The sequence below is a fragment of the Saccharopolyspora pogona genome, from assembly GCF_014697215.1.
GTDB lineage: Bacteria > Actinomycetota > Actinomycetes > Mycobacteriales > Pseudonocardiaceae > Saccharopolyspora > Saccharopolyspora hattusasensis.
Map to the genome: position 1 here is coordinate 2,918,391 of NZ_CP031142.1, position 16,872 is coordinate 2,935,262.

The 16,872-nt window shown below is 66.1% G+C and carries 17 protein-coding genes; 4 read left to right on the forward strand and 13 right to left on the reverse strand.

Annotation, left to right across the window (positions count from 1 at the left end):
* Positions 1–685 precede the first annotated feature (685 nt).
* The gene (locus DL519_RS46370; RefSeq protein ID WP_223840280.1) at positions 686–1,012 is read left to right on the forward strand and encodes a Scr1 family TA system antitoxin-like transcriptional regulator; all 327 of its coding nucleotides are present in this window, start codon (positions 686–688) and stop codon (positions 1,010–1,012) included.
* Here DL519_RS46370 and DL519_RS13390 read toward each other — a convergent pair.
* Positions 902–2,182 carry an ISAs1 family transposase gene (locus tag DL519_RS13390; protein WP_190812573.1) on the reverse strand — a complete coding sequence of 427 codons (1,281 nt, stop codon included), beginning with the start codon at positions 2,180–2,182 and terminating at the stop codon, positions 902–904. The two genes, DL519_RS46370 and DL519_RS13390, sit on opposite strands and share 111 nt — an antisense overlap.
* A gap of 402 nt (positions 2,183–2,584) precedes the next feature.
* Between DL519_RS13390 and DL519_RS13395 the strand changes: the two genes are divergently transcribed.
* The 3 genes from DL519_RS13395 to DL519_RS49940 are packed head-to-tail and all read left to right on the forward strand — an operon-like array spanning position 2,585 to position 3,848.
* Entirely contained in the window at positions 2,585–3,169 is a 585-nt protein-coding gene (locus DL519_RS13395) for a site-specific integrase (RefSeq protein WP_190815117.1), read from the forward strand.
* Positions 3,170–3,190: 21 nt separating this feature from the next.
* Positions 3,191–3,553 carry a hypothetical protein gene (locus DL519_RS46375; RefSeq protein WP_223838920.1) on the forward strand — a complete coding sequence of 121 codons (363 nt, stop codon included), beginning with the start codon at positions 3,191–3,193 and terminating at the stop codon, positions 3,551–3,553.
* 16 nt (positions 3,554–3,569) lie between these two features.
* Positions 3,570–3,848 (forward strand): zinc ribbon domain-containing protein, encoded by a 279-nt coding sequence (locus tag DL519_RS49940; RefSeq protein WP_223840281.1) that lies wholly within the window; start codon positions 3,570–3,572, stop codon positions 3,846–3,848.
* Between the two features lie 151 nt (positions 3,849–3,999).
* Here DL519_RS49940 and DL519_RS13405 read toward each other — a convergent pair whose 3' ends face one another.
* The 12 genes from DL519_RS13405 to DL519_RS13460 all read right to left on the reverse strand — a co-directional run bounded on the left by DL519_RS13405 (position 4,000) and on the right by DL519_RS13460 (position 16,751).
* Entirely contained in the window at positions 4,000–5,574 is a 1,575-nt protein-coding gene (locus tag DL519_RS13405) for a class I adenylate-forming enzyme family protein (protein WP_190823959.1), read from the reverse strand.
* 11 nt (positions 5,575–5,585) lie between these two features.
* Positions 5,586–6,956 carry a protoporphyrinogen/coproporphyrinogen oxidase gene (locus DL519_RS13410; protein WP_190815119.1) on the reverse strand — a complete coding sequence of 457 codons (1,371 nt, stop codon included), beginning with the start codon at positions 6,954–6,956 and terminating at the stop codon, positions 5,586–5,588.
* A complete protein-coding gene (locus DL519_RS13415; protein WP_190815122.1) occupies positions 6,953–7,927 on the reverse strand; it encodes a UbiA family prenyltransferase in 975 nt (324 codons plus the stop codon). Before DL519_RS13415 ends, DL519_RS13410 begins: the two co-directional genes overlap by 4 nt.
* 14 nt (positions 7,928–7,941) lie before the next feature.
* Positions 7,942–8,592, reverse strand: coding sequence for a class I SAM-dependent methyltransferase (locus DL519_RS13420; RefSeq protein ID WP_190815124.1), 651 nt, complete (start codon positions 8,590–8,592; stop codon positions 7,942–7,944).
* 160 nt (positions 8,593–8,752) lie between these two features.
* Positions 8,753–9,280 (reverse strand): EF-hand domain-containing protein, encoded by a 528-nt coding sequence (locus DL519_RS13425; RefSeq protein WP_190815126.1) that lies wholly within the window; start codon positions 9,278–9,280, stop codon positions 8,753–8,755.
* 178 nt (positions 9,281–9,458) lie between these two features.
* Positions 9,459–9,749, reverse strand: coding sequence for a hypothetical protein (locus tag DL519_RS13430; protein WP_190815128.1), 291 nt, complete (start codon positions 9,747–9,749; stop codon positions 9,459–9,461).
* 43 nt (positions 9,750–9,792) lie between these two features.
* Positions 9,793–10,233, reverse strand: coding sequence for a carboxymuconolactone decarboxylase family protein (locus DL519_RS13435; RefSeq protein WP_190815130.1), 441 nt, complete (start codon positions 10,231–10,233; stop codon positions 9,793–9,795).
* 6 nt (positions 10,234–10,239) lie between these two features.
* Positions 10,240–11,883: a class I adenylate-forming enzyme family protein gene (locus DL519_RS13440; protein ID WP_190815132.1), complete on the reverse strand. Its 1,644-nt coding sequence runs from the start codon at positions 11,881–11,883 to the stop codon at positions 10,240–10,242.
* Positions 11,880–13,580, reverse strand: a complete 1,701-nt coding sequence (locus DL519_RS13445; protein ID WP_190815134.1) for a CoA transferase — start codon at positions 13,578–13,580, stop codon at positions 11,880–11,882. The genes DL519_RS13440 and DL519_RS13445 overlap by 4 nt, the downstream gene beginning before the upstream one ends.
* Entirely contained in the window at positions 13,577–14,383 is an 807-nt protein-coding gene (locus DL519_RS13450; RefSeq protein WP_190815136.1) for a methyltransferase, read from the reverse strand. Before DL519_RS13450 ends, DL519_RS13445 begins: the two co-directional genes overlap by 4 nt.
* On the reverse strand, positions 14,380–15,516 hold the full coding sequence (locus DL519_RS13455; protein ID WP_190815138.1) for a DegT/DnrJ/EryC1/StrS family aminotransferase: 1,137 nt from the start codon (positions 15,514–15,516) through the stop codon (positions 14,380–14,382). Before DL519_RS13455 ends, DL519_RS13450 begins: the two co-directional genes overlap by 4 nt.
* Entirely contained in the window at positions 15,516–16,751 is a 1,236-nt protein-coding gene (locus DL519_RS13460) for a DegT/DnrJ/EryC1/StrS family aminotransferase (protein WP_190815140.1), read from the reverse strand. The genes DL519_RS13455 and DL519_RS13460 overlap by 1 nt, the downstream gene beginning before the upstream one ends.
* Positions 16,752–16,872: the final 121 nt, after the last annotated feature.

The window sequence follows — 16,872 nt, forward strand, 5'->3', positions numbered from 1 at the left end:
CCAAGCCGCGGAAGCGAAAGCGCCGGAAGCCACGACGCGGCAACGAAAACCAGGGCTTGCCGAAGGCGTCACCCGACCACCACCACACCACCAGCACGAGCATCGTGAGCGGTTTCAAGCGCTATAGCACCGAAAACCACGCACGGGCCACCTCGAAACGCAACGATCACCACCACCCACACCCCCTAGGCGAATGGCCGACCGAGACGAATCCCGCACCCGCCAGCGAAAAGCAACTACCAGTCAAACCCGGCTACGGCCCACCCAAAACCAAACCGCCACAAGCCCGGCCCCGGGATTCCGCCACCCGGCAACGCAAAAATCAGGCTCTTCTGCTTCTTCCGTGGGCTAGGGCGTGTCCGGGGATTGACACGTCTACCGAGACATGACACCGGTAAGAACCGGCATTGCCACTCACGACCCCACGGACACCCGTCGTGAGTGGCAATGCTCCGTTCCAAAAACACCCGGGTGGTCCCGAGATACAGCGCCCGCCACCGACGACGCCCACCACGGCACGCCATGAACTGGCCTTCGGCACGCCGTTCTCTGCTCCTCGGTTCCTGACTCTGGACAAGCCAGAAACCTAGACGAAGCAACGGCGTGCCCCCGTCTCCGGACCCAAGAACCCAGCTCAAACCACCCACAGAAACGTCACAAGAGCCGCATTTTGAGCCCGGCCGGAATGCGCCGCGAACGGCAAGAACGACTCGACGGCGACTATCCGCCGCGACTCCACTTCTACATCAGCGAAGCGGTAATTCGACATCCCGTCGGCGAGGCCGATGTCTGGCGCGGACAGCTTGAGCACCTTATCGAGTCGTCGAAGCTCGATCACGTGGAATTGGGCATCGTACCATTCTCGGCCGGTTCACATCCGGGCATAGCGGTCAGGAGATCGTCAAAGTCGGTTTGTGCTGGTAGCGGCTGCGATGATCGGAATGATTCGGGTTCGGTCAGCGGCGATACGTTCCAGAGTTCGGGTGATCTGGGTGATTCCGGCCAGGCGTAATAGCCCGAGGGCGAGGTTGCGGAGGGTGGCCATGACCTGGGCTCCTGTTCCGGTGTAGGCGTGTTGGTGGTCTTCGCGGTAGACGACGTCTCGAACCCAGTGAATCTTGTTCTCTATGCCCCAATGTTGGCGGACGAACCGGGCGATCAGGTCGGCGCCGGCTTGTTCGGCGGTCAGGCTGGTGATGCCGTGCACGACCTCCTTGGTCAGGTGGTTACCCGCGTGGTCGAAGGTGTCGCGGCGGATACGAAACACTTGTGCGGCACCGGGAAAGTCAACATCGTTGGCCGGTGCGACCCAGATCTGGCGGCGCACGATCTTGCCTGTGCTGCGGTCGGTTTCGGCGTGATGCGCGGTGCCCGGCGCGGCCGGCGGGAGCACTGAGGCGATCTGGGTGAGCAGGGTGGGCTGGTTGCCTTTCACCGTGAGTGCGTAGTGGCCGCCCCGGTCCTGGGTCAGGTACGCGGCGGTGGTGTGCTGGGCGTGCGCGGCGTCCCCGGTGACGACCACACCGGTCAGATCGATGTCCTTGAGCAGCGCGGCCACCTGGGTGATCTCGTTGGTGCCCTCAGGAACCCGCAACTGAGCAATGACGACGGCTTCTCGGTGCAGCATCGCCGAGAACAGCTTCACCTCGCTGCCTTCCGGATCGCCGGGCGCCACCGTGTTCCGCAGGGTCTTGCCATCCATGGCCACACCGACCAGTCCCTCTGGTCCGTGGTCATCACCCCCGGCCACATCGACGCCACGGGCCAGGGCCGCAGCCGCAGCTTGCTCCCGCAGCCACCGGCACACCTGCTCATCGGCGGCGTCAGCATCGATATCGTGCGCCACCCGACGAATCGTCGATTCGCTGGGCGCGACATAACGCCCGGTCAACAGGTGCCGACGGCAGCCGGCCAACACCAACAACTCCTGCGGCAGGTCCGCGGCACGATCCCCCGCTTCCCGGAAGTTACCGGCCCCGGCCAGCGCTGCGAACACCGTTACCGCCAGCACTGAACCAACCCGGTGACGAACCCCGCGCGGCTTGCGCGGGTCAGGCACCCGACTCAGCATCTCGACCAACCCGCCCACCGCGGCAACACCGACGTCCATGCCGATCTCCACGGACGCACCGAACCCGCCAGCAATCGGCGAGCACGAATCCTGGACATGCGACACTGACACCGGTGGCCTCCTGTTAGGACGATGATCAAGGTGTGGTAACCCGCATCATCGCAGGCAGAAGGCCACCACCCACATCCAGACACACCACGCGTCACCACGCACTCAGGACTTCACACCAAGATCACAAACTTTGACGTTCCCCTGGCATAGCGGTCTCGTTCGTAATGATGCAATTCCCAGAGGAAAACGCTCCGGCGTTCGTGTACGTCAAATATCGACCCGAAAGCGGGCGAAATCACCTTCGGCAAATTCGCAGCGGAATGGCTCGCGCATCGAACATCGGACCCGCTCACCATTCAGAACACCAAAGACCGACTCCGCCGCTACGTCACGGGAACGAAGCTCGGAAAGTGCCCGATTGCCAAGATCCGGCCGTCCACGGCGCAAGCGTGGATCAAGGGAATGACGATCGCGGAGTCGACCAAGCGTGTCGTTTTCGACCACGTGCCGGCGATCCTCGCCGCCGCCGTCGAAGACGAGCGCATCGGGCGCAACCCGTGTCAGTCTAAGTCGGTCACGCCGCCGAAGCGGACCCGCGAGCCGGTCACCGCGTGGACTCACGCACAGGTCGCCGCGAAGCGCGCCAACATAGCGGAGCGGTACCGGCCGCTGATCACGCTCGGCGCCGGGCTCGGCCTGCGAGCGGGTGAGGTCTACGGGCTGTCGCCGGATGACGTCGACTGGCTTCGCGGGAACATCACGATCCGCCGACAGGTGAAGATCGTCGGGAACCGGAGAGTCTTCGCGCCCCCGAAGGGTGGGAAGGTCCGCTCCGTGCCTCTGCCCGCCTCTGTGCGGGACGATCTCGCCGCCTACCTCGCCAACAAAGTCCCCCGAAGGCGATCACGCTCCCGTGGCGCGAACCATGCGGCGAGGAGACCACGGTCTCGCTGGTGGTCACGAACGACGGCGGGCGAGCTCTGCACGGGGCCTGTTCGCCTCGGTAGACGACACGAACGGTCCGTTCGCTCCGTTCATCCGATGTGAGCCCGGGGCTGTTGGTGTGCGGTGAACGGCCTGTTCGCCTCGGTAGACGACACGAACGGTCCGTTCGCTTCACGCCCGCACCTTCCCAAACAGCCCCAACACCGCGCCGAATTAACCAGCAGGGCCAGCAGCGGCTACACAGCGGCGGGGCGTGGCCTCAACCGGCACCGCAAACGCCAGATCGCCCTGCGCGCCAAGCTTCAAGCCAAGCAAACCAAGGCCGCTAAGCGGCGACTCAAAGCCCGTGCCCGCAAGGAAGCGCGGCACGTCAAGAACATCAACCACTGCATCTCGAAGACGATCGTGACCGAGGCCAAGCGCACCGGACGCGGTATTTCCCTGGAAGAACTCAAGGGGATCCGCGACCGGGTACGGCTGGCGTAAGCCCGAACGGGTCACGCTGCACTCCTGGTCGTTCGACCAGCTTGGGCAGTTCATCGTCTACAAGGCCAACATGGCCGGGGTGCCGGTGGTCTACGTCGATCCCGCGTACACATCACAAATGTGCGCCGAGTGCGGATACACGGACAAGAACAACGGTGTGTCGCGGGGGTCTTTCACTTGCCGGTCGTGCGGCCACGCTCAGCACGCCGACCGCAACGCTTCCCGCAACATCGCCCAGCGGGGCAATGCTGTGTGGAACGCGGGGCGTGAGTCACGCGTCCCGGTCGGCGCATAGCCGATCAAGATGCGGCAGCCTCAGCTAGCCGCAAGCCCGGCCCCTCAGGGCCGAGAAGTTGACTGCTGCTGCCCCGGGGGGCAGGCGAACTGGAGGCCACCGCCGGCTGGAAGGTTCCGGGCAGGGTCTCGATCCCCGCAGCCGCGTTGTGTTAGGTCCACCGTCCGGTGCCGTGGGTTTCGTCCGTTGCCGTGATCTCCTGCAGTAGGGCGAGGCGGCGGACCTTGCCGGTTCCGGTGCGTGGGATCTGATCCCAAGTCAGGGCAATCGGCGCTTGGAGTGGCAGAATGTCGTGGGTCGCTCGCAGCCAGCTCGCATTGTCGAGCTCGCCGTCGACGGTGACGACGACCGGCAGCGGCGCCTTCCCCGGTTGTCCGAGGACCACGCACTCCAGCACCTGTGGTAGCCGTTCCTCCAAGATGTCTTCGACACGCAGACAACTCAGCCCCGGCACCATGTCGACCTCGCGGTCGAGCAAATCCACGCTGCCATCCCGGTTGCGCACCCCGAGATCACCGGTGATCCACCAGCCGCCCCAGTGCTTGGCCTGCCATCGATCCGTCTCCCCGACGTAGTCCAGGCAGCGGGCGGCGGTCTTGGCCAGCACGAGCCCAGGCCGGCCGCGCGGTACAGGCTCGAAGCTGTCGGGATCGACCACGCGCAACCGGGTCTTGACCGGGACCGCGTAGCCGACGTTGCGGCTCGTGCGGCCGCTGTGCTTCGGATCGACCGAGGACCGGGTGTGGAAGCGGAAGGTCAGCGGCCCGGTCTCGGACTGCCCCCATCCTTGCATCCACAGTGGACGCTTGCGGTGACTTGCGGTCAGATAGGAGCGGATCGTGGGCGGGTGCATGGCGTCGTAGGTACTCACGAACAGCCGCGTCCGCCGGAACGGGTTGTCCAGCCGCTCGGTCAACTGTGCGAACCGCACGTACGTCGCCGGAGGGGCTTCCATGACCGTCGGCGGATGTGCGCGCAGCACCGGGTCCGCCCGGTCGGCGTCCTGCTGCGAGATGACGACGATCTCCCGCGGTGCCAGGCAGAACGCGCTCGCGGTCCAACAGAAGGTGCGGCCGTGCGCGTACGCGCTCGCATTGACGAGCGTATCGTCACCACGCATCCCGATCACCGGGTAGCGCACCGTCTCGAATCTCGCCAACTGGCCGATGATCGTGTTCCGCGAGTGCACTACCAGTTTGGGCGTCCCGGTCGTGCCCGAAGTGTGCATCACGGCGAGCGGTTCGTCGTCATGGCGCCGGCGCGGGCCGGGTGCGGTGTGTCCACGCACATCATCCAGCGACAGCGTGCCGGGCACGGCACCATCGAGTACCAGCGTCGTGCCGGCGAACGACGCCAGGTCGATGCCTGCTGCGCGGGCGTGTTCGAGCACCGCTGCTGTAGTGACCAGCACTTTGGGATCGAGGCGCTTGAGAAGGGCCTCGACGGTGTTGCTGGGCAGCCGGTCGGAAAGCTTCGCCGGGACGGCGCCGATGCGCACAGCCGCACAGGACAACAAGTCGTAGTCCCAGTGGTTCTCCTTGACGATCGCCACTCGGTCGCGGTGACCGGCACCAGCCGCCGCGAGCCAGCCGGCCAGTTCTTGCACCAGCTCCGCGAGGTCCGCGACGCCGAACTTGCGACGGTCGTCGCCGAGGTCGAATGGGCGGTCCAGGTGAACTGTGGTGGGGGTGCCGTGTTCGGCGATTTCATCGAACAGGACGCCCATATCGTCCGGTTTCACACGGCCTCCAATGCCGAGTTGAGCGACGGTTGTCGACGGTCTGTTTTTCCAACGAGCCGGCTCAGCGTCCGAGAAGCGGCGAGCGCACCCGCGCGCACGGCGCCTTCACTCGACGGCCGCAGTGTCAACCAGTCACCCGCGTAGTCGACCGGCGCGCAGGCGCGTGCCATGAACGCGGAACGCAACCGCAGAGCCTCCGGGGTCGCTTCGGGCAGCCCATACCGGAAGCGGTGTACGAAGTTCGCCGCATTGGCCGATTCCAAGCCGGGCACGTAGCGGGCCGCCGCAGCGGTCAGCCGCGCGATCACCTCGGGTTCCGGAGCGTCCAGCAACTCCGCAACGGTGCGGGCGTTGGCCATCAGGGTCAGCAGTCCCTTGCCCGCCGGCACGCGCCCGGGGTGCTTGGCGTGGTCGATGATGATCCCGGACAGCACCGATTCCTCGACTTCCGGGGTGAGCAGCACATACAGCGGATGGCGGGACTCCGGTGCCACCGGCCGGTCCAGCAGGCAGCTGACCTTCAGCGTCGGGGTGAACGTGCACGCCGAAAGGAACGGACGCTCGTGGTCGGGTGTGTTGGCGTGCAGCTTCGCGGCAATCGGCGCCGGCACGCACAGCAGGACCGAACGGGCCGTCACGGTGTCCCCACCGATCAACAAGCGTGCCGAATCCCGCTCCGCAGCGACCTGGTCCACGCGCACACCGGTGGCGACGTCGAGGCCATCGGCCAGTCGGCACGCGAGCGTGTCCATCCCATCCCGATAGGTGCGCCAGCTGCCGACCTGGCCAACGGCCAGCAGCAGACTCAACATCGGCGCCGCAGCGGAGCGCGCCGTATCCCAGCCGAAGAAACAGCCCGCAACCGGTTGGAACAGGTAATCGTGCAGTTCGTCGTGGTAGCGCCTGGTGAACTCGCGGACGGTCGCGGCGCCCAGCGGTGTGGACTCCGGAAAGTCGCAGTCGTATTCCGCCTTCCGGCGCGATGCGCCGCCGAGCACTCGCGCCAGGTCGAGGCGCGCTCGCAACGACAGCCCCGCGCCGGTGAGCATCCCAGCCCGGTCTGCGACACCGTGGTGGACGCGCCCGTCCCGCCACATACCGATGGCGCTGCCGATCTTAGGAATGTCGTCGAGCGACACCCCAAGGCGGGCCAGAAGCTGCCAGGTGGCGCGGTAGCCGTGCGGGGACAACTGCTCCGCCCCCTCATCGAGCACGAAACCTTCGTGCCGGAAACTGTGCATCCGGCCGCCGACTTCCGGCTGCGCCTCGAACACCCGCACATCCAAGCCTGCCCGCTGCAACTCGTGCGCCGCGGTCAGGCCGGAAACGCCCGCCCCGACGACGGCGACATCGAGATCAGTGCTCACGCCGGGCCTCCCAAACCGATGAGCAGGTTCGCCACGATCAGCAGCCCGACGCTGACCCGGTGAACCTTGAAGCCCAACTTGCGGGCTCGCATGATGTCGCCGGCTCGGAAGCCGAGGTAGTACTGCCGCGCGCGCAGCGCCGTCGCCGGAAGCATCAGCAGCACGAACCACCACGGCGCGGCCCCGAGCGCCGAAGCCAACGCACCTACGGCGAACTCGGCGAACGAGAGCGCACCAATGAAAATCGTGTTGCCCCGTTCCGAGACGAGAGCCGCAACGGTCGGCCGGTTCACCAAGCGGTCGCCCTCGACGTCGTTGCTGTTGGAGTAGACGCCGAACATGAGCGGGCCGAAGCCGAACAAAACGCCCTGCACGAACACGAACCAGGAGAACTGCCCGGACACAAGGCCGTAGGGCGCGATAACCATAGAGAGGCCGAGCCAGACGAGGAAGATCTCCTGGAGCCCGCGGTAGCTCAGCTTGAGTCCGTAGGAGTACTGCAACGCCAGGACATAGAGCACGCCGGTTACCACGACAGTCCATACCGGACTCGCGGGCGCGATTGCGATCGTGCCCGCCCAGGCCGCGGCCCCAAGCAGCGCGGCGATCCAGCCGAAGCGCTCCGCTTCGCGAGGTTCCAGCGTGCCGGCGACGAGCGGCTTCCGCAGCTTCTTACGGAGCGGATTGTCCGGCCCGTAGTTCTTGATATCGCTGCCGTCGCGGAACCCGGTGAGGTCGTCGAAAGCGACCAGCGCGACGGTCACGAGGACCTCGCCGATGAGGAAGCCAAGCAGTGTAAGGACGGTGCGTGCATTTAGCGCACCCGACGGCAGGACCACTGCGGAGGCGGCCACGAAGATGCTGAGGTAGTAGTCGTAGACGTCGAGCTTGGCTAGTCGCGCGTAACTGCGGAGCTTGCTTTCCGGCCGGACTTCTCCGGTCGAGCTCGCCCGCCTCGTTTCAGTGTTCATGATCAATACTCGCTTCAGCCGGGAAACCGGATCAGTGCCGCCGTGGAACGGTCCCCGCCGTAATGCAGCTCCTGCGTCTCAACGAGCTGTGCGCCCGGCATCAGCGCGAGGTAGTCGTCCACCGACCGCAGCCGGGACCACTCGCTGACCGGGATCGCTGCCTGCGCGTACTCCACGAGCACGAAGTAGCGGCTGGAGTGCGAGATCGACCGGCAGATCTCGGCCAGTGCCGCCTCGTCGAGTACGTGCATCAGCACCCAAACCGACACGGCGACATCGAACTTCCGCCCATGCCAGGGCAAGTCTTCGGCACGGGCCAGTTCGAACTCTACATTGGACAGCTCGGAGCAGGATGTCTTTGCTTCGTCCAGCATTCCGGGAGTCATGTCCAGCGCCGTAACACGGGCCGCCTGTGCGGCCAGAGTCGGTGTCAGGCGGCCGATCCCGCATCCGATCTCCAGCGCGGCGGACAGCGGACGGGCGAGTTCTCGTGCCGCGGTCCGCAGTTGCCCCGCCACCACCTGCCGAGTCCGCTCCGTCGTGTCGGCATTGTACTCCGCCGGCTGGGAAGCACGCATCACGCGGGCCAGGCCCTCCCGCTGGGCCCGCTGCCGCCACTCTTCCGTTACGTCACCTGCCGTGACAATAGAAGCGGTGTTATACAAAGATAATCTCCTCAGTTCGGATGTACGTGCGGCCGGTGACCAAAACGGCACCGGCCGCACGGAATCAGCATCCGCGGTGAAGGTGAGCCCAACTCGGATGTCCGCGCGGCCGGTGCCCAGAACGGCACCGGCCGCGCGGAATCAGCATCCGCGGTGAGGGTCAGCCCAACAGCTCGACATCGGACAGGCCGAAGTGGTAGTCGCGGACGGCCGCCAGGAGCTCGTCCGTGGACAGCTCACCATTGCCGTCCTTGTCGACCCGCTGGAACGCCGTCGCGGCCTGGCCCTCGTCCATCCCCAGGGCGGTGAGCCAAGTGGCGAACTCCGCGCCGTTGATCTTCCCATCGCCATTCTTGTCGCACAACGCAACGATGCCCTGTACCACCGGCGTCAGCGCACGGTTGAACTCGGCCTCACCCTTTTCGAAGATGAGCTTCTCCGTGACGTCAATGAACTGCGCCTCGGTGACCAGGCCGTTGCTCCCGGCCTCCTGGTCGACGTATTCGAACAGACCGATCAAGGCGTTCTTGATCGGCTGCACGTCCGCCGAGTCCACGCCCTTACCGAAAGCCTGAGCGATCTGGGCTGCCTCCTGCTCGAAGTCCGCCCGCTCCAAACGGCCGCTGCCGTCGTGGTCCCACTTGGCAAAACGCTTCTGCAGCCGCTCGTTGGCGACGGTAGTGGTCATCTCTCAATCACTCCATTTCGTTATTACCTGGAAAAAGCGGCGGGCGAAGCACGCGCCGCCTCACACCGACGTTCGCTGAACGTCCGCGCAAGATTGTTTATTTCTTAGATTTGAACCATCGGAATACCGCGGTCGATTGCGGCAGCACCGAACACGCAGCGAACACCGACGCCGCGTTTCAGACGGAGAAGCTCCCACTGCCCGGAGCAACGTGGGCGCCCTGTCCCGGTTCGACGGTCAGGCTCGGCCCCAGACAGAACGGATCCCCGTAGATGCGCACCGGCTTATCGGTCTGGTTGTTCAAGACGTGCGCCGCGAGCGGCAGTTTGTAGCAGCCGTCCGGGTTCTCGTATGTGGTCAGCGGCTGCACTTCGGATTCGAAAACCGTCACCTGTCCGGTGGCCGCCAAGGCGGGAACTGCGGTAGCTCCCATCGCGGAGAGCGCACCGAAAAAGCCTAGCAGCGCCATACCCGTCCTAGACATGCGGGTTCCTTTCTCACATCTCGTTTCGCTACGAGGAGGTCGCTATGGACAGCCGGTTGTAGGCGTTGATCAACGCGATGGTCCATAGCAGACTCGCCAACTGCGGTTCGTCGAAGTACTTCTCCGCCGGCCGGTAGTCCTCATCTGGCACCTTTCGGTCGTTGAGCAGCGTCACGGACTCGGTCAACCGCAGCGCCGCCTGCTCACTTTCGGTGAACAGGCTCGAGTCCGGCCAGTTCTCAAGCTCCTGCAAACGGTGTTCGGACTCGCCCGCCTCTCGCGCGGAACGCGTGTGCATCGCGACGCAGAACTGGCACCCGTTGAGCTGCGAGGCACGGATTCGGACGAGCTCGAGCAATTTCGCGTCCACACCGGATTCCCGCGCGCGTGCCTCCGCGCCCCGGCTGAGCGTGTTCAGGGCACCGAAGTTCTCCGGCGATTCCTGGATGAGATTGACTCGCTGGCTCAAGGTTTTTCAGCTCCCAACCGGGTCACAAATCTGGGCAGTACTGCGTTCGACGGCGATTGCCGTGGTCGTACGGCGGCATACCTTCCCGGTCGGGGCCAACGGAAGTTCCGGCAACCGCACCAGGAACTCCGGCAGTTTCCGCCGTTCAAGGCCGCGCTCCTGCTCTAGGAACCCGGTGATCTCGGCGAGAGACAGCTCGGGAGTTCCCGCGGCTTGACTGATGCACGCGCACATTCGTTCGCCGAGATCGTCATCTGGTACCGGAACGCAAGCCACATCGACGACCACCGGATGTGCGCTGATCTCACGCTCGACCTCAGCCGGGCTGATCTTGTAGCCACCCCTCGAGACGACCTGTTCGATCCTGCCGAGGACGTGCAACCGCCCGTGCTCGTCGAGCATCCCCAGGTCTCCGCTGCGTACCCAACCGCCCGGGGCGCGATAACGGGCATCGAGCTCAGGCGCCGCCACGTAGCATAGCGGAGTCATCGGACCACGAGCCCAGATTTCGCCGGACTCGCCCACCGGAACAGGCTGCCCCTGGCGGTCCACGATGCGGATCGATGCGACCGACTCATCCGGAATTCCGGTACCTGTTTCCCGGCTGGTGCCCGTTCTCGCGGTGTGGCAGTTCACCCCGTCCGACGATCCGTAGATGGTGATGACCTCGCAGCCAAGCCGCCGACGGCATTGCGCCGCGGTGACATCGGAGAGCGGAGCAGCACTCGACACGACGGTGCGCAGGCTCGACGTGTCTTCGTCCGGCGCGCTGGGATGTTCCGATAGCCGCCGCAACATCGTCGGTACCCCGAACAGATGGGTCGGACGGTACTTGGTAACCATCCGCAGGGCTTGCGCCGAATCGAACCGCTCAGCGAGCACCAGCGTCCAGCCCAAAGCCGCAATGGCGCCGAAGGTCGCGCACGAACCGTAGGACGAGGCCATCGACATGAGGATGAGGCCGCGCGCCGGCCCATTTCCGCTGTGCAGGGCCCGCACATAGTTCGCTCGCCCGCCGGCCATGGCGTTGTGCGAATAGGCGATCATCTTCGGCTCCGCCAAGGTACCAGAGGTGACGAGAATCCGGACGGGGGCCTCCGGATCGACCGGCCGCGGGGACCAATCGTTCGACGGGCCCACGTCGTCCAGCGAGCGTGCCCCGTCCTCGCCCGCACCGAAGGTGAATACCGCGCGAGTATGCGGCAGCTCGCGGGCGACGTCCGCGTCCGGCGCGGCGCCGAAGATACCGGCGCTGGCACGCGACCGGCCGAGCAAACTGATCGTATCCCTGCTACCGCGGCCCGCCGGGTACGGCAGCGCCACCGCGCCGATGGCGGCGACCGCGAGTTCCGCTACGGCCATCCGCCACCCGTTGGGCATGCGGATTCCGATGATGTCCCGCGCGCCGAGCCCGGCATCGGTCAGCGCTGCCGCGATCCGGCGCACCTCACGGTCCAGCGCTGCGTAGTCGAGCGTCCGTTCCGCGTCGATGACCGCTTCACGATCCGGGTGTGCGCGAACATGCTCGGTGAAGAGCGTGTAGATGTCCTTACCCGGGCAGTCGCCTTGGCGCACCCACTGGCTCCGCAGCTCCGCAGGCACGCAGTCCCGGATTTCGGTGTCCGCCCGGGATATCCAGCGGTCGGTCATTCGAACTCCCAAGGTGTCAAGGGAAATACGTGCTCGCCGCGTCCCAGTGCCAAGTCGAATCTCGGATCAGCGGCCAGGTCCCGCAGCTCGGTGCACACCTGTGTCGCCACCACGTCTGCCTCGGCCAACAGCGAGATCGATGTCGCCGTCGGTTGCTCCCGCAGCCTGGTAGCGATCTCGGCGGCGGTGCCGGAAGACCTGAGTCCAAGTGGCCCCGCAACGCTGCTGGGAGCTATTCCCCGCGGCAGCACGAGGTATCCGTCACCGGTCGCCAGGGGACGATCGAGCTCCGTCCACACCGGCCGGTGGCGAGGCCTCGGCACCACTCCGGCCGATGAGTACAACGAAGAGTCCACCCTCGACCCGTTACCGGTGCGAACCCGCCTGAGCAACGAAGCCAGCACTCCCTGCGCACACACCAGCCCGCCGAGAATGTCCGTGAGTGTCATCAACGACGGCGCGCTCGGCTCGTCCTCGGGGTAGGCAGCGGCGCCGAGACCGCTATGCGCCTGCACCAGGAAATCGGTGCCCACCGGTTTATCGAGCCAGGGCAGCGGTTCCCAGCCCGATGCCCACGCATAGGTGAGTCCCGGTCTGCAGCGGGCGAGATCCGCCGCGTCCAGACCCAGCTGCTCGGCCTTGCCGGGCGCCCAGTTGTGCACGAACACGTCAGCCTCCGCGACGAGCTCGTAAACTGCGCGCCGACCGGAATCGGTCTTGAAGTCCAACTCGACAACCCGTTTGCCCTCGTTCAGGGCACGGAAGCGCGCGGAGCAATCGCCCGCCATCGGTGGGATCCCCCGCATCGGATCGCCACCCGGCGGCTCGATGCGGATGACCTCGGCCCCCAGCATCCGCAGAACATGCCCCGCTACCGGGCCCTGGACCCGCCGTGTCGACTCCACCACGACGATCCCCTCGAGTGGTCTCGCAAGGGATGTCGCCGGACGGACCTCCCCCATACCCGGGAGAATGCGCAGGGTGCACGCGGCAACGTCGACCGGATGCGCAGGGAATTCCCGCAACGGCAGCGCGTGGATACCGGCGGACACGGCTGCGGCCGAAATGACGTCGTAGTCCACGCCCGCCATCGTCTTGTGTAGTTCCGACGGCAGATTGGCCGATGCCGTGGCGAAACGCTGCTGGAAGGGCCACCAGCCCTCGCCGATCGCTGCGGGCTCGGCACCGAGCGCACGCCAGAACAGCTGCCAGCCCTCGGCATACAACGTTTCAATTTCGAACCGGATCCCGTCCCGCGACCGGAACGGTGGACGGCCACCAGCTTCCCAACTCTCCACCCAATCGTCGTCGCTGGTCGCCGCCGCGAGATACTGCTGTACCGCCAGCAACGCGGCCTGCGCGACGGACGTGCGGACCGCGCTCAGCCGGATGCCCCGCTCGCGTGCGATGGATCCCGCCAGGACTCCCTGCGTCGCAAGTACCCCGGCCACCGTCGAGGCGTAGTCCACGCCAAGCCTGGCCGGCCGACCGGCGGCCCGCCCGTGCACGTGCATGATCCCGCACGCCGCCTGCACCGCAGACTCGTCCGGCAGCGGTATACCGACCGGGCCGGACCAATCGATATCGACATCGACCTGCTCTGCCGCGCAGTCCGCCGGCAAGGCGCTCAGCTGAGCCTCCGCCACCCGGGCGGCGACCTCTGCGGCCGCATTCCGAACCGGAGCCGACGTCGTCACGACTGCAGTTCCTTTCGCCCCTGCACCGAGTACATGACGCTGGACGATGCCTGGAACGACGGTTCGCGCATCATCGCGCGCACCTCCGCCAGCTCCTCGTCTGTCATCCCCACCGAGACCAGCCCGTCCCGCAGCTGATACGTGTGGTTCAGCTGCAGCTGCAGAGCCGCCGACTGCGCGTGCCGCAACTGGATGTACGGCTGCGGGTCGATTTCCACCAGGCCCGCCGCGCGCATCGCTTCGGCGACCCGCCTTCCCCACTCAGGATCGCCGCCACGCGAGCGCATCAACTTCGTCTTGGCAGTCAGGAACTTCTGGTAGACCTGCGCGGCGCGTTCATCAGGGGCCAGCAGCAGCGGTTCGTATGCGGTGTCGAACTCCTCGATCTGCAACCAGCCGCCCGGTTTCAACGCCCGGACGAGTTTCGCCATGATCGCGTCGCGTTCGGCAAGATGTTGGAGAACCAGCCTGGCCACGATCAGATCGAACCGGTTTTCCGGCAACGGTTCGATCCTGACGTCGTGCACGGCCGCGGTCAGGTTCGGGTGATCACCGATGCGGCTCTGCTCGACGTCGGTGGCCAGGACGCTTCCGGTGGGCGCGACGCGGTCGGCGAGCCATCTCGCGACCGAGCCATTGCCGGCCCCCAGCTCCAGGCAGTGCCAGCCGTCGGAAACCCCAGTGGCGGCGAGGCGTTCGGTGGTCATCGGGTCATACGCAGCGGTCAAACAGCGGTACTGCTCACCTCGGCGGCTACTGTCGCTGAACACGTAGTCCTGCGTGTCGGATGCGACCGTCGTCAACGCGATACACCTTCCTCGTCGGCAAAATCGCAGACCGCGTCGGCGATGTACGTCACCTCGGAGTCACTGAGGTGCGGGTAGATCGGGAGTGCCAGGATCCGCCGGCTCGCGTATTCGGCGTTCGGCCACCGCCCGCCTGCGGGTGCGTGCGGCGCGAATCCCGCCTGCAGCGGAAGCGGCTGCGGGTAGTAGACGTGCGAGCCGATGCCCCGCTCCGCCAGGTGATCGCGCAACTCATCGCGTTTCTCGGCTTGAACGCAGTAGACGTAGTAGCAACGTCCTTCCCTCCCCGACGGCGGGGGCACGACACCGCGACCGTCCAGCCCGGAGAAGCGTTCGGTGTAGTAGTCGGCGATGGCGGCCCGACGTTCCAGGCGCGCCGGGAGTCCCGCGAACCGGTACGTCTGGAAGGCCGCCTGGATCTCGTCGAACCGGCTGTTCGTCCCGACGATTTCGTAGACGAACCGACGCCGGTTCTGCCCGTGGTTGCGCAGCATCCGCACCCTGCGCCCCAGCTCTGGGTCGCGAGTGACGACAGCACCCCCCTCGCCGGGCATGCCGAAGGACTTCACCTGCACGAACGAGAAGACGCCGGCATCACCCCAAAGCCCGGCGGGCGTGCCGTCCAGCACCGCCCCCTGGGCTACCGCGGAGTCCTCGAGAAGCCGCAGCCCGTACTTCGCCGCCAGCTCCACGAAGCGCGGCATGTCCGCCATGATCGAGAACATGTGCGCCGGCATGATCGCCTTGGTCCGGTCGGTGATCCGCCGCTCGACGTCGTCCGGATCGACGACCATGGTGTGCGGGGCGATGTCGGCGAAGACCGGCTTCGCCCCCACCTCGAGCACCGACGACGCCAATGGCGCACAACCGAAGGCCGGCACCACCACCTCGTCCCCGGACCCGATGTCCATCGCGCGCAGCACCAGGCCGAGAGCGCTGGTGCCACTACCGCAGGCGACGACATCGGCTGCGCCGAGCGATTCCCGCAGCAGCTCCTCGAAATCGGCGGTGCGCTCACCGAGGATGAACTTCTGCTCGCGCCCGGTGCCGATCTCCCGGAGCAGCTCGAGCATTGCCTTCCGGTCGTCGGCGAACAGGTCCGTTGGAAAGAACGGGAGTTCCGAACGCATCAGGCGCACCTCCGGAAGCAGAACTCGCGAACAGCGGAGCAGACCCGGTCGAGTTGCCCGTCTTCGAGATCGGGGTACAGCGGTAGCGCCACGGCCCGCTCGCTGGCGGCTTCCGATGTCGGGAAGTCCCCTCGCCGGTGCCCGTGCCCGGCGAAGCAGGGCTGCAGGTGCAGTGGCGTCGGGTAGTACGTCTCGGTGCCGATCCCGCACCGGGCCAGGTGGTCGACCAGCTCGTCGCGATGTTCGACCTCGATCAGGTAAGCGTAGAAGACCGCCACCGACCCCGGTCCCCGTTCGACCACCTGCGGAAGCCGGAGCACGCCGGGTACCCCGCGGAGCCTTTCCCGGTAGCCTTCGGCCAGTTCCGCTCGGCGGGCGATGTCGGCATCCAGACTCGTCATCTTGGCCAGCAGCACGGCCGCCTGGATGTCGTCCATCTTGCTGTTGGTGCCCACCAGACCGGTTTCGGTGGAAATGCCCGGGAAGTTGTCGAGGGTCCGGCCGAATCGGCCGTGGTGCCGCAGCCCGGAGACCAGCTCAGCGATCTGCGGATCGTTCGTGAGCACCGCACCGGCGTCACCCAGCGCACCCAATGTCTTGCTGGGGAAGAACGAAAGCACACCACCGGCACCGTGCAGGCCCGCGTGGATCCCGGCCTGCCGCATCCCGATGCTCTCGGCGCTGTCCTCCAGCAGGGTCAGCCCACGGCGGTCGACGACTTCGCGCAACGCGGGCATATCGGCCATCTGGCAGAACAAGTGCGCCGGCATCACGAAGCGGGTGCGCGGCCCCGCGACCCGGTCGACCTCGGCCGCATCCAGCGCGTAGGTGACCGGATCGATGTCGGCGAACACCGGCCGCCCGCCGGCGAGCAGGACCGACGTCGCGGTGGAGACGAACGAATACGCCGGCACCACGACTTCGTCCCCGGGACGCAACCCAGCCGCGCGCAGCAACAAAATCAGCGCGTCGGTGCCGCTGTTGACCCCTACCGCGAAACGCGCACCGGTGTAGTCGGCGAGCCGGCGCTCCAATTCGCCGACCTGGCGCCCGTGGGAGAACTTCCCGTTGTCGAAGACCTCCTCGACGCGGGCGCTGATGGACGACCAAAGCCGGTCGAACGTTCGGGCTTGCGAGAAGAACGGAACAGAACCGTCGTCGGCGGCTGTTTCATTCGGCGATGTAATTAATCCTTCATCGCTGACGGGATCCGTCCCGCAGGACACTACGACCACACTCCTGTTAGGACATTCGATCGGGTTCGCGATCATGAACCTAGCCGACTCGCAACTCGAACCGAAAGCCGTCAGCCGCCTCGCTAGAATTTTTCACTCTTTCCGGTGAGAGATGAATCTC